General features: G+C 70.7%; 30 protein-coding genes and 1 pseudogene. 29 read left to right on the top strand and 2 right to left on the bottom strand.

All coding sequences use genetic code 11. From position 1 onward, the window contains the following. The first annotated feature begins 4 nt into the window (after positions 1–4). The 7 genes from BLT72_RS17660 (at position 5) to BLT72_RS17630 (ending at position 6,733) form a co-directional block, all read left to right on the top strand. Complete coding sequence (locus BLT72_RS17660; RefSeq protein WP_091414461.1) at positions 5–427, top strand: hypothetical protein; 423 nt, start codon at positions 5–7, stop codon at positions 425–427. Positions 428–491: 64 nt separating this feature from the next. Further along, a complete protein-coding gene (locus BLT72_RS17655) occupies positions 492–1,160 on the top strand; it encodes an MOSC domain-containing protein (protein ID WP_091414460.1) in 669 nt (222 codons plus the stop codon). Between the two features lie 310 nt (positions 1,161–1,470). Next, positions 1,471–1,842, top strand: a complete 372-nt coding sequence (rpsL, locus tag BLT72_RS17650) for a 30S ribosomal protein S12 (RefSeq protein ID WP_091414459.1) — start codon at positions 1,471–1,473, stop codon at positions 1,840–1,842. After that, positions 1,842–2,312: a 30S ribosomal protein S7 gene (gene rpsG, locus BLT72_RS17645; protein WP_091414458.1), complete on the top strand. Its 471-nt coding sequence runs from the start codon at positions 1,842–1,844 to the stop codon at positions 2,310–2,312. Before rpsL ends, rpsG begins: the two co-directional genes overlap by 1 nt. A gap of 102 nt (positions 2,313–2,414) precedes the next feature. Next, positions 2,415–4,517, top strand: coding sequence for an elongation factor G (gene fusA / locus BLT72_RS17640; RefSeq protein ID WP_091414457.1), 2,103 nt, complete (start codon positions 2,415–2,417; stop codon positions 4,515–4,517). Between the two features lie 196 nt (positions 4,518–4,713). After that, positions 4,714–5,907, top strand: a complete 1,194-nt coding sequence (tuf, locus tag BLT72_RS17635) for an elongation factor Tu (RefSeq protein WP_091414456.1) — start codon at positions 4,714–4,716, stop codon at positions 5,905–5,907. A gap of 115 nt (positions 5,908–6,022) precedes the next feature. Next, positions 6,023–6,733, top strand: coding sequence for a GNAT family N-acetyltransferase (locus BLT72_RS17630; protein WP_091414455.1), 711 nt, complete (start codon positions 6,023–6,025; stop codon positions 6,731–6,733). A 63-nt stretch (positions 6,734–6,796) separates the two neighbouring features. Here the strand turns inward: BLT72_RS17630 and treY are convergent, their stop codons facing one another. Both treY and BLT72_RS17620 read right to left on the bottom strand, forming a co-directional pair. After that, positions 6,797–9,058, bottom strand: a complete 2,262-nt coding sequence (gene treY / locus BLT72_RS17625; protein ID WP_231930125.1) for a malto-oligosyltrehalose synthase — start codon at positions 9,056–9,058, stop codon at positions 6,797–6,799. A gap of 42 nt (positions 9,059–9,100) precedes the next feature. Beyond that, the gene (locus tag BLT72_RS17620) at positions 9,101–10,477 is read right to left on the bottom strand and encodes a gamma-glutamyltransferase (protein ID WP_091417751.1); all 1,377 of its coding nucleotides are present in this window, start codon (positions 10,475–10,477) and stop codon (positions 9,101–9,103) included. Positions 10,478–10,993: 516 nt separating this feature from the next. On the opposite strand from BLT72_RS17620, the gene rpsJ reads away from it, so the two are divergent. From rpsJ to BLT72_RS17510, 22 genes and pseudogenes are all read left to right on the top strand, one after another. Next, the gene (gene rpsJ, locus BLT72_RS17615) at positions 10,994–11,302 is read left to right on the top strand and encodes a 30S ribosomal protein S10 (protein WP_091414454.1); all 309 of its coding nucleotides are present in this window, start codon (positions 10,994–10,996) and stop codon (positions 11,300–11,302) included. A gap of 13 nt (positions 11,303–11,315) precedes the next feature. Then, on the top strand, positions 11,316–11,990 hold the full coding sequence (gene rplC / locus BLT72_RS17610; RefSeq protein ID WP_091414453.1) for a 50S ribosomal protein L3: 675 nt from the start codon (positions 11,316–11,318) through the stop codon (positions 11,988–11,990). After that, positions 11,987–12,682 (top strand): annotated as a pseudogene (gene rplD, locus BLT72_RS17605) (50S ribosomal protein L4); the annotation flags it as partial. The gene rplC and the pseudogene rplD, both read left to right, overlap by 4 nt. Before the next feature lie 143 nt (positions 12,683–12,825). Beyond that, positions 12,826–13,134 (top strand): 50S ribosomal protein L23, encoded by a 309-nt coding sequence (gene rplW, locus BLT72_RS17600; protein ID WP_172826103.1) that lies wholly within the window; start codon positions 12,826–12,828, stop codon positions 13,132–13,134. 19 nt (positions 13,135–13,153) lie between these two features. Beyond that, positions 13,154–13,990, top strand: a complete 837-nt coding sequence (gene rplB / locus BLT72_RS17595; protein WP_091414451.1) for a 50S ribosomal protein L2 — start codon at positions 13,154–13,156, stop codon at positions 13,988–13,990. A 20-nt stretch (positions 13,991–14,010) separates the two neighbouring features. Further along, entirely contained in the window at positions 14,011–14,292 is a 282-nt protein-coding gene (gene rpsS, locus BLT72_RS17590) for a 30S ribosomal protein S19 (RefSeq protein ID WP_091414450.1), read from the top strand. Positions 14,293–14,324: 32 nt separating this feature from the next. After that, positions 14,325–14,714, top strand: coding sequence for a 50S ribosomal protein L22 (gene rplV / locus BLT72_RS17585; RefSeq protein ID WP_091414449.1), 390 nt, complete (start codon positions 14,325–14,327; stop codon positions 14,712–14,714). Between the two features lie 2 nt (positions 14,715–14,716). Then, entirely contained in the window at positions 14,717–15,550 is an 834-nt protein-coding gene (gene rpsC, locus BLT72_RS17580; protein WP_091414448.1) for a 30S ribosomal protein S3, read from the top strand. Between the two features lie 2 nt (positions 15,551–15,552). After that, entirely contained in the window at positions 15,553–15,972 is a 420-nt protein-coding gene (gene rplP, locus BLT72_RS17575) for a 50S ribosomal protein L16 (protein WP_091414447.1), read from the top strand. Then, positions 15,972–16,259, top strand: coding sequence for a 50S ribosomal protein L29 (gene rpmC, locus BLT72_RS17570; protein ID WP_091414446.1), 288 nt, complete (start codon positions 15,972–15,974; stop codon positions 16,257–16,259). The genes rplP and rpmC overlap by 1 nt, the downstream gene beginning before the upstream one ends. 1 nt (position 16,260) lies before the next feature. Further along, positions 16,261–16,551 (top strand): 30S ribosomal protein S17, encoded by a 291-nt coding sequence (rpsQ, locus tag BLT72_RS17565; RefSeq protein WP_091414445.1) that lies wholly within the window; start codon positions 16,261–16,263, stop codon positions 16,549–16,551. Positions 16,552–16,675: 124 nt separating this feature from the next. Beyond that, positions 16,676–17,044, top strand: coding sequence for a 50S ribosomal protein L14 (rplN, locus tag BLT72_RS17560; RefSeq protein WP_091414444.1), 369 nt, complete (start codon positions 16,676–16,678; stop codon positions 17,042–17,044). Positions 17,045–17,046: 2 nt separating this feature from the next. Continuing rightward, positions 17,047–17,463, top strand: coding sequence for a 50S ribosomal protein L24 (gene rplX, locus BLT72_RS17555; protein WP_091414443.1), 417 nt, complete (start codon positions 17,047–17,049; stop codon positions 17,461–17,463). Beyond that, positions 17,463–18,044: a 50S ribosomal protein L5 gene (rplE, locus tag BLT72_RS17550; protein ID WP_091414442.1), complete on the top strand. Its 582-nt coding sequence runs from the start codon at positions 17,463–17,465 to the stop codon at positions 18,042–18,044. The genes rplX and rplE overlap by 1 nt, the downstream gene beginning before the upstream one ends. A 15-nt stretch (positions 18,045–18,059) precedes the next feature. Next, entirely contained in the window at positions 18,060–18,245 is a 186-nt protein-coding gene (locus BLT72_RS17545; RefSeq protein WP_091414441.1) for a type Z 30S ribosomal protein S14, read from the top strand. Between the two features lie 93 nt (positions 18,246–18,338). Further along, positions 18,339–18,746 (top strand): 30S ribosomal protein S8, encoded by a 408-nt coding sequence (rpsH, locus tag BLT72_RS17540; RefSeq protein WP_091414440.1) that lies wholly within the window; start codon positions 18,339–18,341, stop codon positions 18,744–18,746. Between the two features lie 26 nt (positions 18,747–18,772). Next, positions 18,773–19,315: a 50S ribosomal protein L6 gene (gene rplF, locus BLT72_RS17535; RefSeq protein WP_091414439.1), complete on the top strand. Its 543-nt coding sequence runs from the start codon at positions 18,773–18,775 to the stop codon at positions 19,313–19,315. Next, positions 19,315–19,698 carry a 50S ribosomal protein L18 gene (rplR, locus tag BLT72_RS17530; RefSeq protein ID WP_091417745.1) on the top strand — a complete coding sequence of 128 codons (384 nt, stop codon included), beginning with the start codon at positions 19,315–19,317 and terminating at the stop codon, positions 19,696–19,698. The genes rplF and rplR overlap by 1 nt, the downstream gene beginning before the upstream one ends. Positions 19,699–19,716: 18 nt before the next feature. Further along, complete coding sequence (gene rpsE, locus BLT72_RS17525; protein ID WP_091414438.1) at positions 19,717–20,319, top strand: 30S ribosomal protein S5; 603 nt, start codon at positions 19,717–19,719, stop codon at positions 20,317–20,319. Beyond that, positions 20,316–20,498 (top strand): 50S ribosomal protein L30, encoded by a 183-nt coding sequence (rpmD, locus tag BLT72_RS17520; protein ID WP_091414437.1) that lies wholly within the window; start codon positions 20,316–20,318, stop codon positions 20,496–20,498. The genes rpsE and rpmD overlap by 4 nt, the downstream gene beginning before the upstream one ends. Before the next feature lies 1 nt (position 20,499). Further along, on the top strand, positions 20,500–20,940 hold the full coding sequence (gene rplO / locus BLT72_RS17515; protein ID WP_091414436.1) for a 50S ribosomal protein L15: 441 nt from the start codon (positions 20,500–20,502) through the stop codon (positions 20,938–20,940). A gap of 176 nt (positions 20,941–21,116) precedes the next feature. Further along, positions 21,117–22,121, top strand: a complete 1,005-nt coding sequence (locus BLT72_RS17510) for an SMP-30/gluconolactonase/LRE family protein (RefSeq protein ID WP_091414435.1) — start codon at positions 21,117–21,119, stop codon at positions 22,119–22,121.

The raw sequence follows: 22,121 nt of genomic DNA, 5'->3' as shown, positions 1-22,121 counted from the left end.
CGCCGTGGACCTGGCCGCCGACTTCCTCCCGCTGCTGGGCACCTGGACCGGGCTGGAACGCCTCGGGGCCGACGCCGACGCCCCGACGGCCCGCGCCTCGCTGGTGCTGCGGCTGGACGTCGACGGGACGGCCGTGGTGCAGGACTACCGGCAGGTCCGCGCCGACGGCGCCGAGCTGACCGTGCACGGTGTCTTCCGGGTCACCGCGCCGGGCCAGGTGGGCTGGTGGCGCTTCGACTCCGCCGGCGGCCCGCCCGCGCTGGCCACCGGTGGTGTCCGCGCGGGGGTCCTCGAGCTGACCGACGCCGACCAGCGGCACCGCTTCCGGCGCGAGGGTGACGAGCTGGGCCAGCAGGTCGAGCGCCGGGACGGGGACGGCTGGCGGCCGGTGCTCAACGGCCGCTACCGCCGGCTCACCGGTCACTGAGCGCGCGCCGGCCGACGGCCCGAAACCGGGTGGCGGCGTGGCCGCCGTCGCCTAGGCTGCTCCGGTGGGTCACATCCTCTCCGTCAACGTCGGCCGTGCCGAGCCGAACCCGTACAAGTCGGCCCGCTCGACGGGGATCGGCAAGCGGCCGGTGACCGGTCCGGTCGAGCTGCGGGCGCCCGGCGCCAAGCGCGGCGGCCTGGGCAGCGGGCTGGTCGGCGACTTCATCGGCGACACCCGGCACCACGGTGGCGACCTGCAGGCGGTCTACGCCTTCCAGCGCGAGGACCTGGACGCCTGGGAGGCCCGGCTCGGCCGGGCCCTGCCCGACGGCTCGTTCGGGGAGAACCTCACCACCACCGGGATGGACGTCAACGAGGCCCGCGTCGGCGAGGTGTGGCAGATCGGCGACACCGCACAGCTGCGCGTGACCTCACCCCGCATCCCCTGCGCCACGTTCCGCGGCTGGATGGGGGAGCGGGCCTGGGCCAAGACCTTCGTCGAGGCCGGCCGCCCGGGCACCTACCTGAGCGTCGTGGTGCCCGGCACCGTCGCGGCCGGCGACCGGGTGGAGGTCGTGCACCGGCCCGACCACGACGTCACCGCCGCTCTGGTGTTCCGGGCCACCACCACCGAGCGGGACCTGCTGCCGTCGCTGCTCGCCGCGGGCGACGACCTCGAGCCCGAGATCGCCGAGGCGGCCCGCGAACGCCGGCTCGTCGTCCTCGACTGAGCGGCTCGCGCCGGAGCCGGAACAACCCGGCCCGCGCCCTGGTTGTCCTGGGGGCACCGGGCGTGGCTCCACGCCGGTGGCGGCCGTGCCGGGCAGGGTCGGGTGTTTTGACCGCTCGGAGGACGCCGGGTAGCCTAGATCCTTGTGTCGGGCTTGCCCGATCTCTCGTGCGTGCCCCGAGTGTCTTGCGACGTGGCCGAGCGCGCACGGCGGGCCCCAGCGTCGCTGGGAACCCGCTCCCCGTAGTTCCAGCCATGGCAGTGAGTCAGTGCCGCGCCCCGCGCAGCCCAAGAGAAAGAGATAGGACGCAGTGCCCACAATTCAGCAGTTGGTCCGCAAGGGCCGGGCGGACAAGGTGAGCAAGAACAAGACGCCGGCGCTCAAGGGTTCGCCCCAGCGTCGCGGTGTGTGCACCCGCGTGTACACCACCACCCCCAAGAAGCCGAACTCCGCTCTGCGCAAGGTGGCGCGTGTCCGTCTCTCCTCGGGGGTCGAGGTCACGGCCTACATCCCCGGCGTCGGCCACAACCTGCAGGAGCACTCGATGGTGCTCGTCCGCGGCGGTCGCGTGAAGGACCTGCCCGGCGTCCGCTACAAGATCATCCGCGGCTCGCTCGACACGCAGGGCGTGAAGAACCGCAAGCAGGCTCGCAGCCGCTACGGCGCGAAGAAGGAGAAGTAATGCCACGCAAGGGCCCCGCCCCGAAGCGTCCGCTGCCGGTCGACCCGGTCTACGGCTCCCCGCTGGTCACCCAGCTGGTGAGCAAGATCCTGGTCGACGGCAAGAAGACCATCGCCCAGGGCATCGTCTACACCGCGCTCGACGGCACCCGCACCAAGACCGGCACCGACCCGGTGCAGACCCTGAAGCGCGCGCTGGACAACGTCCGCCCCGCGCTGGAGGTCAAGAGCCGTCGTGTCGGTGGCGCCACCTACCAGGTCCCGATCGAGGTCAAGCCGAACCGCGCGACCACCCTCGCGATGCGCTGGCTGGTCAGCTTCGCCCGTGCCCGTCGCGAGAAGACGATGTCCGAGCGCCTCATGAACGAGATCCTCGACGCCTCCAACGGCCTCGGTGCCGCCGTGAAGCGTCGCGAGGACACGCACAAGATGGCCGAGGCCAACAAGGCCTTCGCCCACTACCGCTGGTAACCCACCCAGCACTTCTTCCCGGCTCATCCGCCGGCGGGACCACCGTCCCGTCCTGTGCGGACAGGTCGGATCACCCCCAGATGAGAGGTTGAAGACGCCGCGATGGCTGTCGACATCGAAACCGACCTGTCCAAGGTCCGCAACATCGGCATCATGGCTCACATCGATGCTGGCAAGACCACCACGACCGAGCGCATTCTCTTCTACACCGGTATCAACTACAAGATCGGTGAGGTGCACGACGGCGCGGCCACGATGGACTGGATGGAGCAGGAGCAGGAGCGCGGCATCACCATCACGTCCGCCGCGACGACCTGCCACTGGCACGACACCCAGATCAACATCATCGACACGCCCGGCCACGTGGACTTCACCGTCGAGGTGGAGCGTTCGCTCCGCGTCCTCGACGGCGCCGTCGCCGTGTTCGACGGCGTGGCCGGGGTCGAGCCGCAGAGCCAGACCGTGTGGCGTCAGGCCGACCGCTACAAGGTGCCGCGCATCTGCTTCATCAACAAGCTGGACCGGACCGGTGCGAGCTTCGACTTCTGCGTCTCGACGATCAAGAGCCGCCTGATGGCCGTCCCGGCCATCCTGCAGCTGCCGATCGGATCCGAGGGCGGCTTCCTCGGCGTCGTCGACGTCGTGCGCATGCGGGCCCTCACCTGGCGCGGCGAGACCACGATCGGCGAGGACTACGCCGTCGAGGAGATCCCGGCCGACATGCTGGAGCAGGCGCAGCAGGCGCACGCCGACCTCGTCGAGCTCGTCGCGGAGTACGACGACACGTTGATGGAGGCCTACCTGGCCGAGGACGAGGCGTCCATGACGCCCGAGCTGATCGACGCGGCGATCCGCCGTGCCGTGCTCTCCTCCCAGATCACCGCCGTCCTCTGCGGCAGCGCCTTCAAGAACAAGGGCGTCCAGCCCCTGCTCGACGCGGTCATCGCCTACCTGCCGTCCCCGCTGGACGTGCCGGCCATCGACGGGTTCAAGCCCGGCGACGAGTCGACCGTCATCGAGCGGCACCCGGACTCGAGCGACCCGTTCTCCGCGCTGGCCTTCAAGATCGCGGCCGACCCGCACCTGGGTCGCCTCACCTACATCCGCCTCTACTCGGGCAAGCTCGAGGCCGGCTCCACGGTGCTGAACAGCACCAAGGGCCGCAAGGAGCGGATCGGGAAGATCTACCAGATGCACGCCAACAAGCGTGAGGAGATCGCCAGCGTCGGCGCCGGCCAGATCGTCGCCGTGATGGGTCTGAAGGACACCACCACGGGCGAGACGCTGTCCGACCCGGCGAACCCCGTCGTGCTGGAGTCCATGGACTTCCCCGCGCCGGTCATCGAGCAGGCCATCGAGCCGAAGACGAAGTCCGACCAGGAGAAGCTGGGTGTCGCCATCCAGCGCCTCGCCGAGGAGGACCCCACCTTCCGGGTCCACACCGACGAGGAGACCGGTCAGACGATCATCGCCGGGATGGGCGAGCTGCACCTTGAGGTGCTGATCGACCGGATGAAGCGCGAGTTCCGCGTCGAGGCCAACATCGGCAAGCCGCAGGTGGCCTACCGGGAGACGCTGCGTCGTCCGGTGACCAAGATCGAGTACACCCACAAGAAGCAGTCGGGCGGCTCGGGCCAGTACGCCCGGGTGATCATCGACCTCGAGCCCCTGGAGCCCGGCTCCGGCTACGAGTTCGTGAACGCCGTGACCGGTGGCCGGATCCCCAAGGAGTACATCCCCGCGGTGGACCACGGCATCCAGGACGCCATGCAGTTCGGCGTGCTCGCCGGCTACGCGGTGGAGGACATCAAGGTGACGCTGCAGGACGGCGCCTACCACGACGTCGACTCCTCCGAGCTCGCGTTCAAGATCGCCGGCTCCATGGTCTTCAAGGAGGCCGCCCGTCGTGCCGACCCGGCCCTGCTGGAGCCGGTGATGGCGGTCGAGGTGACCACCCCGGAGGACTACATGGGCACCGTCATCGGTGACCTGAACTCCCGCCGCGGGCAGATCCAGGCCATGAACGACCTGCACGGCAACAAGGTCGTCGAGGCCCTGGTGCCGCTGTCGGAGATGTTCGGCTACGTCGGCGACCTGCGGTCGAAGACGTCCGGCCAGGCGTCGTACTCGATGGAGTTCCACGCCTACGCCGAGACGCCGAAGTCGGTCTCCGACGAGATCATCCAGAAGGCCCGCGGCGAGTGATCGCCTCGTGGTCCCGGGGGGTCTGAGGGGTCGTCCCCCTCGGCACCCCACGCGGGTGGGCCCGGTCATCACGTCCTCGTTTTGACTGAGCCTGCCCCCGGGCCCAGAATTGACCGGCACGTCCCGGTCAGCACAGACCAGCTATCACCAGTAATCGCCCCGCGATCGCGTGGCGAGGAATCCAGAAGGAGCCCCAGTGGCCAAGGCCAAGTTCGAGCGGACTAAGCCGCACGTCAACATCGGCACCATCGGGCACATCGACCACGGCAAGACCACGCTGACCGCGGCGATCACCAAGGTGTTGCACGACAAGTACCCGACCCTCAACCAGGCGTCGGCGTTCGACCAGATCGACAAGGCGCCCGAAGAGCGTCAGCGCGGCATCACCATCTCCATCGCGCACGTCGAGTACCAGACGGAGTCGCGGCACTACGCGCACGTCGACTGCCCCGGTCACGCCGACTACATCAAGAACATGATCACCGGCGCCGCTCAGATGGACGGTGCCATCCTCGTGGTCGCCGCCACTGACGGCCCGATGCCGCAGACCCGCGAGCACGTCCTGCTGGCCCGCCAGGTCGGCGTGCCTGCGATCGTCGTCGCGCTGAACAAGTGCGACATGGTCGACGACGAGGAGATCCTGGAGCTCGTCGAGCTCGAGGTCCGCGAGCTCCTCAGCGAGTACGAGTACGACGGCGACGAGACCCCCGTCGTCCGCGTGGCCGCTTTCCCGGCGCTGAACGGCGACGAGAAGTGGGGCGACTCGATCATGGAGCTCATGGCCGCCGTCGACACCGCGATCCCGCAGCCGGTCCGCGAGATCGACAAGCCGTTCCTGATGCCCGTCGAGGACGTCTTCACGATCACCGGTCGTGGCACCGTCATCACCGGCCGCATCGAGCGCGGTGTGGTCAAGGTCAACGAGACCGTCGACATCATCGGCATCCGCACCACCAAGCAGACCACCACGGTCACCGGCGTGGAGATGTTCCGCAAGCTCCTCGACGAGGGCCAGGCGGGCGAGAACGTCGGCCTCCTGCTCCGCGGCACCAAGCGCGAGGACGTCGAGCGCGGCATGGTCGTGATCAAGCCGGGCACGACCACCCCGCACACCGACTTCGAGGCGCGCGTCTACATCCTCTCGAAGGAGGAGGGCGGCCGTCACACGCCGTTCTTCAACAACTACCGCCCGCAGTTCTACTTCCGGACGACGGACGTGACCGGTGTGGTGAACCTCCCCGAGGGCACCGACATGGTGATGCCGGGTGACAACACGGACATGTCCGTGCAGCTCATCCAGCCCATCGCCATGGAGGAGGAGCTGAAGTTCGCCATCCGTGAGGGTGGTCGCACCGTCGGCGCCGGCCGGGTCACCAAGATCCTCAAGTGACCTCAGCAGCACGCTGATCAGCTGATCAGACGCAGGCCCCGGACTCTCGAGTCCGGGGCCTGCGTCGTCCCCGGGGTTGCGTCGTGACGCGCGTCGGCCCGCTTACCATCGCCGGGTGGAACCGAACACCCAGGCCATCGTCCGGCTCGCCTGGTCCCGCCTGCTCGGCCTGCCGGACGACACCCTCGACCCGGCCGCCAACCCGGTGCGCACCGTCCGGTCGGTCTCCGAGGGGCAGGCGATGGTCGTCCGGCTGTGGGACACCTGGGTGGTGCTGGGGCCCGCCTGGTTCCTGGAGCGGACCGCCGACGTCGACCCGGCGGTGCTGGTGGACCCGACGACGCTGCTGCGGTCCTGCGACGGCCAGCCGGCCCGCCTCATCGGGCACGCCGTGCTCGGCTTCACCGACCGCTACGCGGAGCCGTCCGCGCCCGGACGCGTCGCCCTCGAGGACGTACCCGTCGACGACGCGCCGGCGGCGGCCGCGACCCTGGAGCGGGCCTGCCCCCCCGACGACGTCGCCGAGGTCGGCCTCGCCGAGCTGGCGCGGGTGTTCGTCACCCTCGACGACCGCGACCAGCCGACGTCGGGAGCCGGCTACGACGAGTGGCAGGGCCTGCTGGCGCACCTGGGGGTGCTGACACCGCCGGAGCTCCGCCGGACCGGCTGGGGGACCGTCGCCGCGGCGCTGGCCCTCAACGACGCCCTGGACGTCGGCCTGGTGCCCCAGTGGCGGGCCCGCACCGACAACGCGGCGTCCCGCCGCCTGGCGCGCAGGCTGGGCTTCGCCGAGGCGGGTGAGCAGAGCACGGTGACGCTGGGCTGAGCCCCCGCCGCTGAGGCGGCGAAGGGCTCGGCCGCGGCGACGGGCTCGGGCGGCGGCGCGACCTCAGGCCGGCAGCAGCAGGGCGACGGGGTAGCGGTCGAGCACGTCGGCCAGCTGCACCGCACCCTCGTGCTCGCGGCCGGTGAGCGCGTCGACGAACCGGCCGGGCAGCTCCAGGGCCGTGTCCAGCCAGCCGCCGGCGGCGGCGAGGCTGACGGGCAGCCGGGTGGCCAGCGTGACGGCACCACCCCGGTCGAAGGCCACCAGGTGGCCGGCGGCCGGACCGGAGGCGCGCAGCGGGGTGTAGGTGGTGAACAGCTCCGGGTGGTCGCGCCGGGCATGCAGCGCCTGGGTGGTGACCCACAGCTTGGCCGCGCCGCTCTCGTCGACGCCCGGGTGGCTCTGCCGCACCTCCGCCAGCAGCGCCCGGCGGCGGTCGAAGTCCACCGGCCGCCGGTTGTCCGGGTCGACGAGCGAGTCGTCCCACAGCTCCGTGCCCTGGTAGACGTCCGGGACGCCCGGCATGGTCAGCTGCACCAGCTTCTGACCCAGGGCGTTGGTCCAGCCGTGCGGGGTGACGGCGGCGACCAGGTCGTCCCAGGCGGTGCGCAGCTGCGGCTCGTCGTAGGCGGCGTCCACGGCGGCGTGCACGGCCGACTCGTAGGCCTCGTCGACCGCGGTGTAGGTGGTGGGGTCGCTGGCCTCCCGCATCGCCTTCTCGGCGTAGGCGTGCATCCGCTCGCGCTCGATCGGACCGGCGCCCACCAGGGTCTGGGCCAGGAAGTAGCCGAAGGCGCGGTTGGGGATGGACGCCGCCGCGGCGAAGTGCTCGGCGAACTCGCCCCAGGCCTGCGGGATCTCGGCCAGCGCCGCCAGCCGGGCCCGGACGTCCTCGCCGCGCTTGGTGTCGTGGGTGGACAGCCCGGTCATCGAGCGGGGCTGCCGGTCCTGCCGGGCCACCTGGGCGGCGTGGAAGGCCTCGAGGTCGATCCCCAGCTCGTCGGGGTCGGCCCCCACCTCGTTGAGCGCGATGAAGCGGGCGTAGCGGTAGAACGCCGTGTCCTCGGTGCCCTTGGCCATGGTGGCACCGCTCAGCTGCTGCAGACGGCGGGCCAGCTCGTCCCCCGCGTCGTGCAGCCGGGGGCTGAGCGTGTCCAGCGCGTCGCGCAGCTCGGGTCGACGGCGGACGGCCAGGGCCAGCGCGTGGTCGAGGTCGTCCGCGCCGTCGGGGAGGTAGGAGCGGTAGACGGCGAAGGCCACCGCCACCTCCGCGATCGCCGCGGGGGCGTCCTCGACCTCGGGCACCAGGGCCGCCATCCTGCGGATCTCCGCGACCAGCAGCTCGGAGACGACCATCCGCTTGCCGGCCTCGACGTGCTCGGCGATGCTGCGCCGGTCCCCGGTCAGCCGCTGGTACAGCGCGGTCAGCTCGTGCTCGTGGCCGGGGTCGACGAAAAGCCCGTTGACCTCCCGCATCGCGTCGTAGCCGGTGGTGCCCTCGACGGGCCAGTCGGTCGGCAGCTGCTCGCCGGGCTCGAGGATCTTCTCCACGGTGATCCACTGCTGGGGGGCCAGGGCGCGCAGCCGGCGCAGGTACTCGCCCGGGTCGACCAGCCCGTCGGGGTGGTCGATGCGCAGGCCGGTGACGCCGCGCTCGACCCACGCGCGGACCTGGACGTGGGTGGCGTCGAAGACCGCCTCGTCCTCCTGGCGGACCCCGGCCAGCGTGGTGACGGCGAAGAACCGGCGGTACCCGAGGTCGGTGTTGCCCCGGGACCAGTGCACCAGCTCGTAGTGCTGCCGGGCGTGCACCGTGTCGGCGTCCTCACCCTCGGCCGCGGTGCCGGGGGCCAGCGGGAAGCGGTGGTCGTAGTAGCGCAGCTCGCCGTCCTCGACGCTCAGCACCGCGTCGTCGCCGAGGACCGGCAGCAGCAGCCGGGGCCGGCTCCAGTCGATGTCGAACCAGGACGCGTACGCCGACTCCCGGCCGTGCTGGAGGACGTCCCACCACGCCGGGTTCTCGGCGGGCACCTCGACCCCGAGGTGGTTGGGCACGATGTCGACGACGACCCCCAGCCCGGCCTCGGCGGCGGCGGCGAACAGGGCCTGCAGGCCCGCCTCGCCGCCGCGGTCGGGGTCGATCTCGGTCACGTCGACGGTGTCGTAGCCGTGGGCAGAACCGGTGGTCGACCGCAGCAGCGGCGACAGGTAGACGGCGCCGACGCCGAGATCGGCGAGGTGGTCGACGAGAGCGGTCGCGTCGGCGAGGGTGAAGTCGCGCTGGACCTGGAGGCGGTAGGTGGAGGCGGGAACCGTGGGGATCACACGGGAAACCCTAGAGGGCGGCCCGCGGCCCGGACGACCGCCTCAGAGCAGGGCGACCGAGCCGTCGCGGCGGGGGTCGGCGCCGCCGCCCAGGGCGCTGAGGGCCGAGACGCCGCCGAAGTAGGGATCGCGCGACGCCGCGACCGCGACCGGGGCCCGCGCGCCCAGCGCCGCCAGCACCTCGGGGCTGAAGCCCGGCTCGGCCCGCACGAGGTCGGGCAGCGCGTTCAGCCGTGGGGCGTCGATCGCCTCCTGCGGCGGGGCGCCGCGCAGCATCCGGACCAGCACCTGCAGCAGCGCGGGGCGGATCCGGCTGCCGCCCGCGGCGCCGGCGACGGCGACCGGCCGGTGCTGGGCATCCAGGGCCACCAGCGGGGACATCATCGAGCCCATCCGCACGCCCGGGTCCAGCTGCTCCCGGATCAGCTCGCCCTCGCCGAGCATCGAGTTGAGGTGCACCCCGTAGCCGGGGACCCAGACCCCCGAGCCCAGCCCCAGGCTCGTGGTCAGGGCGCAGGCGCCGCCGTCCGCGTCCACGGCGACGACGTTGGTGGTCTCGGCCCGCCGGTCGGGCCCCCGCAGGGCGTCCACCAGGCCGAGCGCCGAGGACGGGTCGGTCGTCGGGTCACCGGGGACCGTGCGGTCGGCCCGGGCCAGGGTGCCCAGCAGGTCGTCGAGGTCGTCGCCGCGTGCGTGGACCGTGAAGTCGTGGAAACCCACCTGCCGGGGCCGGGACTCCACGACGCGGTAGGCGGCCAGGTCGGCGGCGCTGAGCGCCCCGCCGTCGGCGACCGCGGCGACCAGGGCCTCGGCGTAGGCCCCCTGGTAGAAGGCCGCCGGGTCCTCGGCCAGCAACCGGTAGGCGTGGTGGTGGTCGGGGTGGTGCAGCCGGTCGCCCGCCTGCAGCAGGGTGCCGTCGGCCCGGCGGTAGACCTCGAGGCCGTCGCCGACGCACATGGCGGGCGCGATCACCGGCAGCAGCACGGCATGGGTCCGCGGGAACGGGGTGCCGTGGGAGGCGTCGAGCCCCGGAGCCACGACGTCGGCCCAGGGCAGCCGGCCCCAGCGCCGCCAGAGGTGGTGCGCCCCGGCCGGCACCCCGGGCACGGCGACGGTCGCGGGGCCGATCTCGTACGGCATGGGCTGCCCGACGAAGGTGACCTCGATGGCGGTCCCGGCGCCCGGGGACGTGCCGTCCAGCCCGGGCACCGCCACGAAGAAGTCGACGCAGGTGACCTCGCCCGCCGGGTCCACCACGGTGGCGAAGCCGCCACCGCTCAGGCCGGTGAAGATGGTCTCGGCCGCGCAGCTGACCAGCATCATGGCCACGGCGGCGTCGACGGCGTTGCCCCCGGCCCGCAGGGTCGCCACCCCGGCCTCCGCCGTCGAGGGGTGGCCCGCGGCCACCCCGGCCCTCATCAGCACCGCCCCAGCGTAGGGGCGGGGCGCCCCCCGGGCGGTCCACCGCCAGGGCGTGGTCGACGGCCCGCGGGCGTCCGGCCGGGCCGATCCGTCGCGGCGGCCGCGCCGGGGGGTCGAGGGCCTAGACTGGGTCCCGGCCCGGAGGACGTCGTCACGGGCCGTGCTCCGACCGGGGCGGGCCCGCTGGGCCCGTGAGCGGAGTGGAGGCGGCCGGGATTTGATCTCCCGCCTGCTGTCTGACAAGATTGCCAGGTTGCTTTGGCAGGTCTGCCGGGGTGCGCCACGCCTGAGGACGTCTTCGGACGGCCACGGCGGGGAGCGCTGCACCGGAGGCCTCCGACCTCCTGGTCCTCCGGACCGGGTGAGGTGGTCCTCGCGGACCGCCCAGGTCACCCCCCACCGCAGGGAACTGCGGGGAGTCGTGCGCCGGAAGGTGGTCGACACACCCGAGCGCGGGGGTCGGAGCAAGTGCAGGATTTCAATGCCGGATGTACTGAGACGTTAGGACGAACTGTGGCGGGACAAAAGATCCGCATCAGGCTCAAGGCCTATGACCACGAGGTCATCGACTCCTCCGCGCGCAAGATCGTGGACACGGTCACGCGCACGGGTGCGCAGGTCGCCGGGCCGGTGCCGCTCCCGACGGAGAAGAACGTGTTCTGCGTGATCCGTTCTCCTCACAAGTACAAGGACAGCCGGGAGCACTTCGAGATGCGGACGCACAAGCGTCTGATCGACATCATCGACCCGACCCCCAAGACCGTTGACTCTCTGATGCGACTGGACCTGCCCGCAGGCGTCGACATCGAGATCAAGCTCTGAGGACGAAAGAACCATGAGCACTCCTTCTGTTACCTCCGACCGCAAGGTCAAGGGCCTGCTGGGCACCAAGCTCGGCATGACCCAGCTCTGGGACGCCAACAACCGCGTCGTCCCCGTCACGGTCGTCCAGGCCGGCCCGTGCGTCGTCACCCAGGTCCGCACCCCGGACGTGAACGGCTACGGAGCCGTGCAGCTCGGCTTCGGCGCGATCAAGGCCAAGCAGGTCACCAAGCCCTCCGCCGGGCACTTCGAGAAGGCCGGCGTCACCCCGCGCAAGCACCTGGTGGAGATCCGCACGACGGACGCCCCCGAGTTCACGCTCGGCCAGGAGCTGACGGCTGAGGTCTTCGCGGCCGACGAGGTCGTCGACGTGACCGGCGTCAGCAAGGGCAAGGGCACCGCCGGCGTCATGAAGCGGCACGGCTTCCACGGTCTGCGCGCCTCGCACGGTGTGCACCGCAAGCACCGCTCGCCCGGCTCCATCGGTGGCTGCGCCACCCCTGGCCGGGTGTTCAAGGGCATGAAGATGGCCGGCCGGATGGGTGTCGAGCGCGTCACCGTGCAGAACCTCACCGTGCACGCGGTCGACGCCGAGCGCGGCCTGATCCTCATCAAGGGGGCGATCCCGGGCGCCAAGGGCGGCCTGGTCGTCCTGCGCAGCGCGGCCAAGAAGGGAGACCCCGCATGAGCGAGACCCGTACCGTCGACGTCCTGGACGCCAGCGGCGCGAAGGCCGGCACCACCGACCTGCCCGCCGAGCTGTTCGACGTCACCGCCAACGTGCCGCTGATCCACCAGGTCGTGGTGGCCCAGCTGGCGGCCGCCCGCCAGGGCACGCACTCCACCAAGACCCGCGCCGAGGTCCGGGGCGGTGGCAAGAAGCCCTACCGCCAGAAGGGCACCGGCCGCGCCCGCCAGGGGTCGACCCGCGCACCGCAGTTCGTCGGCGGTGGCGTCGTGCACGGCCCGCAGCCGCACGGCTACGCCCAGCGGACGCCCAAGAAGATGATCGCCGCCGCCCTGCGCGGTGCGCTGTCGGACCGGGCCCGCGACGGCCGCGTCCACGTCGTCAGCGACCTGGTGCTGGGCGACACGCCCTCCACGAAGATCGCCCTGGCGGCGCTGGCCACCGTGGCGTCCAGCCCGAAGGTCCTCGTCGTCCTGCACCGGGACGACGACCTGGCCTGGCTGAGCCTGCGCAACGCCGCCGACGTGCACGCCATCGCCGTCGACCAGCTCAACGCCTACGACGTGCTCGTCAACGACGAGGTCGTCTTCACCACGGCGGCGCTCGACAGCTACGTGGCGGGTCCGGCCAAGGGCCGCTCCGCCAAGGCCGTCGCCTCCGCCTCCGAGGTCGAGAGCCTCGAGCCGTCCGACGCCGAGCTCGCCGCACCGGCGGAGCCGGTCGTCGTGACTGCCGCGCCGGTCGCCGAGCCGGTCGAGATCGTCGAGCCGGTCGAGGCCGTCGAGGACGTCGAGCCGGCCGAGGGCACGGAGCCCCGCGCTGAAGGAGACCTGAAGTGACGAACGTCAAGATCCGCGACCACCGCGACATCCTGCTCGCCCCCGTGGTGAGCGAGAAGAGCTACGGGCTGCTGGACGAGAACAAGTACACGTTCCTCGTCGCGCCCGACGCGAACAAGACCGAGATCAAGATCGCCGTCGAGGCGGTCTTCAAGGTCAAGGTCACCGGTGTGAACACGCTGAACCGGACCGGCAAGAAGCGCCGCACGCGCGCCGGCACGGGGAAGCGTCCCGACACCAAGCGGGCCATCGTCTCCGTCGCCGACGGCGAGCGGATCGACATCTTCTCCGCACCCGCAGGCTGAGGACAGGTAAGGAACAGACATGGGTATCCGTAAGTACAAGCCGACGACGCCGGGCCGGCGTGGCTCGTCCGTGGCCGACTTCGTCGAGCTCACCCGCTCGACCCCGGAGAAGTCGCTCCTCGTCCCCAGCCCGAAGACCGGTGGCCGCAACAACACCGGCCGGATCACCACCCGGCACATCGGTGGCGGTCACAAGCAGGCCTACCGCCTCGTGGACTTCAAGCGCTACGACAAGGACGGCGTGCCGGCCAAGGTCGCGCACATCGAGTACGACCCGAACCGCACGGCGCGCATCGCGCTGCTGCACTTCGCGGACGGCGAGAAGCGCTACATCATCGCTCCCCAGGGCCTCGCCCAGGGGGCTGCGGTGGAGGCCGGCGAGGGCGCCGACATCAAGCCGGGCAACAACCTCCCGCTCCGCAACATCCCCGTCGGCACCACGATCCACGCCGTCGAGCTGCGGCCGGGCGGTGGCGCCAAGCTGGCCCGCTCCGCCGGGTCGAGCATCCAGCTGGTCGCCCGCGAGGGCAAGAACGCCACGCTGCGCATGCCGTCGGGCGAGATGCGCCTGGTCGACGTCCGCTGCCGGGCCACCATCGGCGAGGTCGGCAACGCCGAGCAGTCGAACATCAACTGGGGCAAGGCCGGTCGCAACCGCTGGAAGGGCAAGCGCCCGACCGTCCGCGGTGTGGCCATGAACCCGATCGACCACCCGCACGGTGGTGGTGAGGGCAAGACCTCCGGTGGCCGCCACCCGGTCTCGCCGTGGGGGCAGGCCGAGGGCCGCACCCGCGACAAGAACAAGGCCAGCAGCCGCATGATCGTCCGCCGCCGCAAGTCCGGCAAGAAGCGCTGAGCAGGAGCTAGGGAAAACAGATGCCACGCAGCCTGAAGAAGGGTCCGTTCGTCGACGACCACCTCGCCAAGAAGGTGGAGGTGCAGAACGGCCGCGGGACCAAGAACGTCATCAAGACCTGGTCGCGCCGCTCGATGATCGTGCCGGACATGATCGGTCACACCATCGCGGTGCACGACGGTCGCAAGCACGTGCCGGTCTTCGTGACCGACTCCATGGTGGGCCACAAGCTCGGGGAGTTCGCTCCCACGCGGACGTTCCGTGGCCACGTCAAGGACGACCGGAAGTCTCGCCGCCGCTGACGCGGTGCGAACGCAGAGAAGGAATTCATCACATGACGAAGGACACACGGCCGAGCCGCCGCCAGGCGCTGCTCGGTGACCGTCCCGGTTCGTACGCCGTGGCGCGGCAGGTGCGGGTCTCCCCGACCAAGGCCCGCCGGGTCGTCGACCTGGTGCGCGGCATGAGCGTCGAGGACGCCCTGGTGACCCTCAAGTTCGCGCCGCAGGCGGCGAGCGACCCGGTCTACAAGGTCGTCGCGAGCGCGGCGGCCAACGCCGCGAACACCGACAACCTGCGCAGCGAGGACCTCGTGGTCTCGCAGGCGTTCGTCGACGAGGGCGTGACCATGCGCCGGATCCGGCCGCGGGCCAAGGGCAGCGCGAGCCGCATCCTCAAGCGCTCCAGCCACATCACCGTCGTCGTCGAGCCGAAGGAGGCCTGAGCATGGGCCAGAAGATCAACCCGTACGGCTTCCGCCTCGGGATCACGACCGACCACAAGAGCCGTTGGTACTCCGACAAGCTGTACTCGGCCTACGTCGGCGAGGACGTCAAGATCCGCAAGCTCCTGATCAAGGGTCTCGAGCGCGCCGGCATCTCCAGCGTCGAGATCGAGCGGACCCGTGACCGGGTGCGCGTCGACATCTACACCGCCCGCCCGGGCATCGTCATCGGCCGCAACGGTGCCGAGGCCGAGCGCGTGCGCAGCGAGCTGGAGAAGCTGACCGGCAAGCAGGTGCAGCTGAACATCCTCGAGGTCAAGAACCCCGAGACCGATGCCCAGCTGGTGGCGCAGGGTGTGGCCGAGCAGCTCGCCTCCCGCGTGCAGTTCCGCCGCGCGATGCGCAAGGCCCAGCAGAGCGCCATGCGCTCCGGTGCGGCCAAGGGGATCCGGATCCAGTGCTCGGGTCGTCTCGGCGGCGCCGAGATGAGCCGGTCGGAGTTCTACCGCGAGGGCCGGGTGCCGTTGCACACGCTCCGCGCGGACATCGACTACGGCTTCTACGAGGCCAAGACGACCTTCGGCCGGATCGGCGTGAAGGTCTGGATCTACAAGGGCGACGTGTCCGGCTCCCGCGCCGAGCGTGCCGCGCAGAAGGCGGCCCGCAACGCCGCCGGTGGCCGTGCCCGGCCGCAGCGCGCCGGTCGTCCCAGCCGTGGGGCCGAGGGTCGCCCGGAGCGTGGCGGTCGTCGTCGCGCCGAGGGTGCGGAGACTCCCGCTCCCGTCGAGGCCGGCGTGTCCGCCGCCCCCGCAGAGACGCCCGGACAGGAGGCCTGACCATGCTGATCCCTCGCAGGGTGAAGTTCCGCAAGCAGCACCACCCCACCCGTCGTGGCGCCGCCAAGGGCGGCACCAAGCTGGCCTTCGGCGAGTTCGGCATCCAGGCCATGGAGCCCTCGTACCTGACCAACCGTCAGATCGAGTCCGCTCGTATCGCGATGACGCGTCACATCAAGCGTGGCGGCAAGGTGTGGATCAACGTCTACCCCGACCGCCCGCTGACCAAGAAGCCCGCCGAGACCCGCATGGGTTCCGGCAAGGGCTCGCCCGAGTGGTGGATCGCGAACATCAAGCCCGGACGCGTGCTCTTCGAGCTGTCCGGGGTCGACGAGACGGTGGCCCGCGAGGCCATGCGTCTGGCGATCCACAAGCTGCCGATGAAGGCGCGCTTCATCAAGCGCGAAGCAGGTGAGATCTGATGGCGAAGACCGCAACCGCCGCCGAGCTGCGTGGCCTCGGCCGTGCCGACCTCGACGCCCGCGTCCGCGAGCTGAAGGAGGAGCTGTTCGGGCTCCGCTTCCAGTCCGCGACCGGTCAGCTGGAGTCGCACAGCCGGCTCCGGGAGGTCCGCAAGGACATCGCCCGGATCTACACGGTGCTGCAGGAGCGCGAGCTCGGCATCGTGGACGACCCCGACCTGGCCTCCCAGGAGACCGGCTCGGACGACGGAGCAGCCGCGCCCGCGGTGGAGAGAGTGAAGGCCTGACATGAGTGAGCAGCTGAACGAGAGCGTGACGGCCCCGGCCGAGCGCAGCGCGCGCAAGGTCCGCGAGGGCCTCGTGGTCAGCGACAAGATGGACAAGACCGTCGTCGTGGCGGTCGAGGACCGCGTCAAGCACCGCCTCTACGGCAAGGTGCTGCGGCAGACCTCGCGCCTCAAGGCGCACGACGAGGGCAACGCCGCCGGCGTCGGTGACCGGGTGCGGATCATGGAGACCCGGCCGCTCAGCGCCACCAAGCGCTGGCGTCTGATCGAGATCCTCGAGAAGGCCAAGTAGGACAGGCCGACCGGCCGCCCCGGAACACCTGACGGTGTCCCGGGGTCGCGGCCGGTCGGAGGCAAACCACACGTTCCACGAGGCCCGGACACCGGGAACCAGTGAGACAACCAGGAGATAACAGATGATCCAGCAGGAGTCGCGGCTCAAGGTCGCCGACAACACGGGTGCCAAGGAGATCTTGTGCATCCGCGTTCTCGGCGGGTCCGGTCGTCGTTACGCCGGCATCGGCGACGTCATCGTCGCCACCGTCAAGGACGCCATCCCCGGTGGCAACGTCAAGAAGGGCGAGGTCGTGAAGGCCGTCATCGTCCGGACCGTGAAGGAGCGCCGTCGCGCTGATGGCTCGTACATCAAGTTCGACGAGAACGCCGCGGTGATCTTGAAGGCTGACGGCGAGCCGCGCGGTACCCGCATCTTCGGCCCGGTCGGCCGTGAACTGCGCGAGAAGCGCTTCATGCGCATCATCTCGCTCGCCCCGGAGGTGATCTGACCATGAGCTCGAAGAAGCCCACCGCCCTCAAGAGCGGCACGAACAAGCTGCACGTCATCAAGGGTGACCGCGTGAAGGTCATCGCCGGCAAGGACAAGGGGACCGTCGGCGAGATCATCGCCGTGTTCCCCGAGCGCCAGAAGGTGACCGTCGCGGGCGTCAACATCGCCAAGCGGCACCTGAAGGACACCTCGGCCCAGCCGCAGGGCGGCGCGGGCACGAAGGGCGGGATCGTCTCCTCCGAGGCCCCCATCCACGTGTCGAACGTCCAGCTGGTCGTCAAGAACGAGGGCGGCGACGAGGTCGTCACCCGCGTCGGGTACGACCGCGTCGAGGTGACCAAGCGTCGCCCCGACGGCTCCGAGTACAAGTCGTTCCGCAGCGTCCGCATCGCGCGGGCGACCGGACAGGAGATCTGATGAGCACCGAGACGACCGAGACGGCGGCACCGAAGGTGCTCCCGCGCCTGAAGCAGCGCTACCGCGACGAGATCGTGCCCGCGCTGCACCAGGAGTTCCAGTTCGCCAACGTCATGCAGATCCCCGGCCTGGTCAAGATCGTGGTCAACATGGGTGTCGGCGAGGCGGCGCGCGACTCGAAGCTGATCGACGGGGCCGTCAAGGACCTCGCGACGATCACCGGCCAGAAGCCGCAGGTCACCAAGTCCCGCAAGTCCATCGCCCAGTTCAAGCTGCGCGAGGGGATGCCGATCGGCGCCCACGTCACCCTGCGTGGTGACCGCATGTGGGAGTTCGCCGACCGTCTGCTGTCGCTGGCCCTGCCCCGCATCCGCGACTTCCGCGGCCTGTCGCCCAAGCAGTTCGACGGCCACGGCAACTACACCTTCGGTCTCAACGAGCAGGTCATGTTCCACGAGATCGACCAGGACCGGATCGACCGGGTCCGGGGCATGGACATCACGTTCGTGACCTCGGCGACGACGGACGACCAGGGCCGCGCTCTGCTGCGCCACCTCGGCTTCCCGTTCCGGCAGAACTAAGAGAGGGACCAGAAGATGGCCAAGACAGCGCTCCGGGTCAAGCAGGCCCGCAAGCCGAAGTTCGCGGTGCAGGGTTACACCCGGTGCCAGAAGTGCGGGCGGCCGCGTTCGGTCTTCCGCAAGTTCGGCCTGTGCCGCATCTGCCTGCGCAGCATGGCGCACGCGGGCGAGCTGCCCGGCATCACGAAGTCCTCGTGGTGACCCCAGCTCTCCGCTGACCCGCACGCACTCCAAGACCAGAAACGCTGAAGGTCCCTCCGGGGAAACCACGGTGAGAAAGAAGTCCAACCAGCCATGACCATGACAGACCCCATCGCGGACATGCTGACCCGTCTCCGGAACGCCAACCAGGCGTACCACGACCAGACGGTCATGCCGCACAGCAAGATCAAGGTCGGGATCGCCGAGATCCTCGCCAGCGAGGGCTACATCGCCAGCTTCGCGGTGAACGAGCCCAAGGAGGGCGAGGTCGGCAAGACCCTCGCGATCACGCTCAAGTACGGCCAGAACCGCGAGCGCTCGATCGCCGGCGTCCGCCGCATCTCCAAGCCCGGCCTCCGGGTCTACGCGAAGTCGACCGGGCTGCCCAAGGTCCTCGGCGGCCTCGGCATCGCGATCATCTCGACCTCCCAGGGGCTGCTGACCGACCGTCAGGCCCACCGCACCGGCGTGGGTGGCGAAGTCGTCGCCTACGTCTGGTGATCGACGAGATCTAGAGAGGAAACAACATGTCACGCATTGGCAGGCTTCCTGTCCCGGTCCCGTCCGGCGTCGAGGTCACCCTCGACGGCCAGCAGGTTTCGGTCAAGGGCCCCAAGGGCACGCTGCAGCACCGCGTCAAGGAGCCGATCACCGTCGCGCGCGCGGAGAACGGCCAGCTGGAGATCAGCCGGCCGGACGACGAGCGTGAGAGCAAGTCGCTCCACGGGCTGACCCGCACCCTGGTGGCCAACATGGTCACCGGCGTCACGGCGGGTTACGAGAAGAAGCTCGAGATCGTCGGCGTCGGCTACCGCGTCGTGGCCAAGGGCCCGACGCAGCTCGACTTCGCGCTCGGCTACAGCCACCCGGTGGCGATCACCGCGCCCGAGGGCATCACCTTCAACGTCGAGGCGCCGACCCGTTTCTCGGTCATCGGCATCGACAAGCAGCAGGTGGGCGAGGTCGCGGCCAACATCCGCAAGCTGCGCAAGCCGGAGCCCTACAAGGGCAAGGGCATTCGCTACGCGGGCGAGCACGTCCGTCGCAAGGTCGGAAAGGCTGGTAAGTGATGGCTGTCTCGCTGTCTTCGCACAAGGGCACCGCAACCAAGACCCGGTCGCGGCTCCGCCGTCAGATCCGGGCCCGCAAGAAGATCTTCGGTGCGCCCGAGCGCCCGCGGCTCGTGGTCACCCGGTCGGCCCGCCACATCATGGCCCAGGTCATCGACGACACCGCCGGACGCACCCTCGCGTCGGCCTCCACCATGGAGGCGGACCTGCGCTCGGGTACCGGCGACAAGTCGGCCAAGGCCAAGCAGGTCGGCCTCCTGGTCGCCGAGCGGGCCAAGGCCGCCGGTGTCGAGCAGGTCGTCTTCGACCGCGCCGGCAACAAGTACCACGGTCGCATCGCCGCACTGGCTGACAGTGCGCGCGAGGCCGGCCTCGGATTCTGACGAGAGATAGGTAGACGGATGAGTGGAACGCAGCGCCGCAGTGGTGGCGGCGCAGGCGGAGACCGCCGCGGCCGTGACGATCGTCGTGGCCAGGCGGCTGAGAAGAGCAACTACATCGAGCGCGTCGTGGCGATCAACCGCGTCGCGAAGGTCGTGAAGGGCGGTCGGCGCTTCAGCTTCACGGCGCTGGTCGTCGTCGGCGACGGCGACGGCACCGTCGGCGTGGGCTACGGCAAGGCCAAGGAGGTGCCCGCGGCGATCGCCAAGGGCGTCGAGGAGGCGAAGAAGCACTTCTTCACCGTCCCTCGCATCCAGGGCACCATCTCCCACCCCGTCCAGGGTGAGAAGGCGGCCGGTGTGGTCATGCTGCGCCCCGCCTCCCCGGGTACCGGCGTCATCGCCGGTGGCTCGGCGCGGGCGGTGCTGGAGTGCGCCGGCGTGCACGACGTGCTCGCCAAGTCGCTGGGCTCCACCAACGCGATCAACGTGGTGCACGCCACCGTCGCCGCGCTGCAGGGCCTGGAGATGCCGGAGCAGGTCGCGAAGCGTCGCGGCATGTCCGTCGAGCACGTGACGCCGGCCGCCCTGCTGCGGGCCCACCGGGCGGGAGCCCAGTCATGAGCCGCATCAAGGTCAGCCAGGTGAAGTCCGGCATCGGCGGCAAGCAGTACCAGCGGGACACGCTCCGCTCTCTCGGCCTCAAGCGCATCGGCGACGTCGCCGTCAAGGAGGACCGCCCCGAGATCCGAGGGATGCTGAACACGGTGTCCCACCTGATCACCGTCGAGGAGGTCGACTGACATGGCACTCAAGGTCCATCACCTGAGGCCGGCGCCCGGCGCCAAGACCGCGAAGACCCGAGTGGGTCGCGGTGAGGGCTCCAAGGGCAAGACCGCCGGTCGCGGCACCAAGGGCTCCGGTGCCCGCAACAACATCCCCGAGAACTTCGAGGGTGGCCAGATGCCGATGCACATGCGGGTCCCGAAGCTCCGCGGCTTCAAGAACCCGTTCCGCGTCGAGTTCCAGGTCGTGAACCTGGACCGGCTGAGCGCGCTCTTCCCCGAGGGGGGCACCATCGGCGTCGACGAGCTGGTCGCGGCCGGCGCGGTCCGCGCCGGTCACCCGGTCAAGGTCCTCGGCACGGGCGAGATCACCGTGGCGGTGCAGGTCACCGCCGACGCGTTCTCGGGTTCGGCCAAGGACAAGATCGCCGCAGCGGGTGGCAGCACCACCCAGCGCTGACTGGTCAACGCACCACACGAAGGGCCGTCCCGACCGGGGCGGCCCTTCGTGCGTCCCCGACCGCATCCGGACGGGCTCCCGCGGGTGAACCATCGACCCCGGGGCTTCGTACCCCCGGATAGCACCCGCGTGCGGCGGCCGCCCGGTCGCCGCCCCGAACCCAGGGGGAACCACCGATGACGTTGCGCCCACGACACCGCCTGCTCGCCGCCGCCAAGATCGCCGGGGTGGCGCTGACCAGCGCGGCCCTGACCGTCACCCTCGCTGGACCCGTCGCGGCCCACCCCCGGCACCACGGCGACCACGCCGACCGGCCCGAGCGGATCGCGCTGCCGGACGGGTTCCAGCCGGAGGGGATCGCCGTCGACCAGGGCTCGCGGGCCTACCTCGGCTCCCGGACGAACGGCGACATCCTGTCGGTCGACCTCCGCACCGGCAAGCGCCACCTGGTCAGCCGGGGACTCGGGGTGGGCAACCCCTCGGTGGGCCTCAAGGTCGACGACGGACTGATCTACGTCGCCGGCGGCGGCACGGGCACCGGCCGGGTGATCAGCGCCCGCTCGGGCAAGATCCTCGCCAACCACACGTTCACCGCCGTCAGCGAGACGAGCCCGAGCTTCGTCAACGACGTCGTGCTGACCAAGCACCGGGCCTGGTTCACCGACTCGGCCAAGCCCCAGCTCTACAGCGTCACCCGCAGCAGGAACCCGAAGAAGGCGCGGGTCGCCACCCTGCCGCTGACGGGGGAGTGGGTGCAGGCACCCGCGGGCACGAACAGTGCCAACGGCATCGCCCAGAGCCCGGACAAGCGGTCCCTGCTGGTGGTCGACTCCGCCACCGGGACCCTGTTCCGGGTCGACCCGCGGACCGGGGTCGCGAAGAAGGTGGACCTGGGCGGTGCCCAGCTGACCAACGGTGACGGCCTGCTGGTCCGCGGTCGCACCCTCTACGCGGTCCAGAACCGGCTCAACCAGGTCGCGGTCGTGCACCTCGACCGCAGCGGGAGCCGCGGTCGGCTGGTGGACACGCTGACGAGTGCGGACCTGCGGGCACCGGCGACCTTCGACATCCCGACCACGGCCGCGTACTACAAGGGCAGCCTCTACCTGCCCAACGCCCGCTTCGGGGTCGCGAACGCCGCCACCACGGCGGAGTACTGGATCAGCCGGCTGCGCGTCTAG

The organism is Friedmanniella luteola (assembly GCF_900105065.1).
GTDB classification, from domain to species: domain Bacteria; phylum Actinomycetota; class Actinomycetes; order Propionibacteriales; family Propionibacteriaceae; genus Microlunatus; species Microlunatus luteolus.
This window is presented reverse-complemented; position numbering and strand designations above follow the sequence as displayed.

Coding starts and splice junctions, on each gene's coding strand:
- rpsG (WP_091414458.1), top strand. CDS start 1,842: ATGCCACGCAAGGGCCCCGCCCCGAAGCGTCCGCTGCCGGTCGACCCG.
- fusA (WP_091414457.1), top strand. CDS start 2,415: ATGGCTGTCGACATCGAAACCGACCTGTCCAAGGTCCGCAACATCGGC.
- BLT72_RS17620 (WP_091417751.1), bottom strand. CDS start 10,477: ATGAGGGCCGGGGTGGCCGCGGGCCACCCCTCGACGGCGGAGGCCGGG.
- rplC (WP_091414453.1), top strand. CDS start 11,316: ATGAGCACTCCTTCTGTTACCTCCGACCGCAAGGTCAAGGGCCTGCTG.
- rplB (WP_091414451.1), top strand. CDS start 13,154: ATGGGTATCCGTAAGTACAAGCCGACGACGCCGGGCCGGCGTGGCTCG.
- rpsS (WP_091414450.1), top strand. CDS start 14,011: ATGCCACGCAGCCTGAAGAAGGGTCCGTTCGTCGACGACCACCTCGCC.
- rplV (WP_091414449.1), top strand. CDS start 14,325: ATGACGAAGGACACACGGCCGAGCCGCCGCCAGGCGCTGCTCGGTGAC.
- rpsC (WP_091414448.1), top strand. CDS start 14,717: ATGGGCCAGAAGATCAACCCGTACGGCTTCCGCCTCGGGATCACGACC.
- rplP (WP_091414447.1), top strand. CDS start 15,553: ATGCTGATCCCTCGCAGGGTGAAGTTCCGCAAGCAGCACCACCCCACC.
- rpmC (WP_091414446.1), top strand. CDS start 15,972: ATGGCGAAGACCGCAACCGCCGCCGAGCTGCGTGGCCTCGGCCGTGCC.
- rpsQ (WP_091414445.1), top strand. CDS start 16,261: ATGAGTGAGCAGCTGAACGAGAGCGTGACGGCCCCGGCCGAGCGCAGC.
- rplN (WP_091414444.1), top strand. CDS start 16,676: ATGATCCAGCAGGAGTCGCGGCTCAAGGTCGCCGACAACACGGGTGCC.
- rplX (WP_091414443.1), top strand. CDS start 17,047: ATGAGCTCGAAGAAGCCCACCGCCCTCAAGAGCGGCACGAACAAGCTG.
- rplE (WP_091414442.1), top strand. CDS start 17,463: ATGAGCACCGAGACGACCGAGACGGCGGCACCGAAGGTGCTCCCGCGC.
- BLT72_RS17545 (WP_091414441.1), top strand. CDS start 18,060: ATGGCCAAGACAGCGCTCCGGGTCAAGCAGGCCCGCAAGCCGAAGTTC.
- rpsH (WP_091414440.1), top strand. CDS start 18,339: ATGACCATGACAGACCCCATCGCGGACATGCTGACCCGTCTCCGGAAC.
- rplF (WP_091414439.1), top strand. CDS start 18,773: ATGTCACGCATTGGCAGGCTTCCTGTCCCGGTCCCGTCCGGCGTCGAG.
- rplR (WP_091417745.1), top strand. CDS start 19,315: ATGGCTGTCTCGCTGTCTTCGCACAAGGGCACCGCAACCAAGACCCGG.
- rpsE (WP_091414438.1), top strand. CDS start 19,717: ATGAGTGGAACGCAGCGCCGCAGTGGTGGCGGCGCAGGCGGAGACCGC.
- rpmD (WP_091414437.1), top strand. CDS start 20,316: ATGAGCCGCATCAAGGTCAGCCAGGTGAAGTCCGGCATCGGCGGCAAG.
- rplO (WP_091414436.1), top strand. CDS start 20,500: ATGGCACTCAAGGTCCATCACCTGAGGCCGGCGCCCGGCGCCAAGACC.
- BLT72_RS17510 (WP_091414435.1), top strand. CDS start 21,117: ATGACGTTGCGCCCACGACACCGCCTGCTCGCCGCCGCCAAGATCGCC.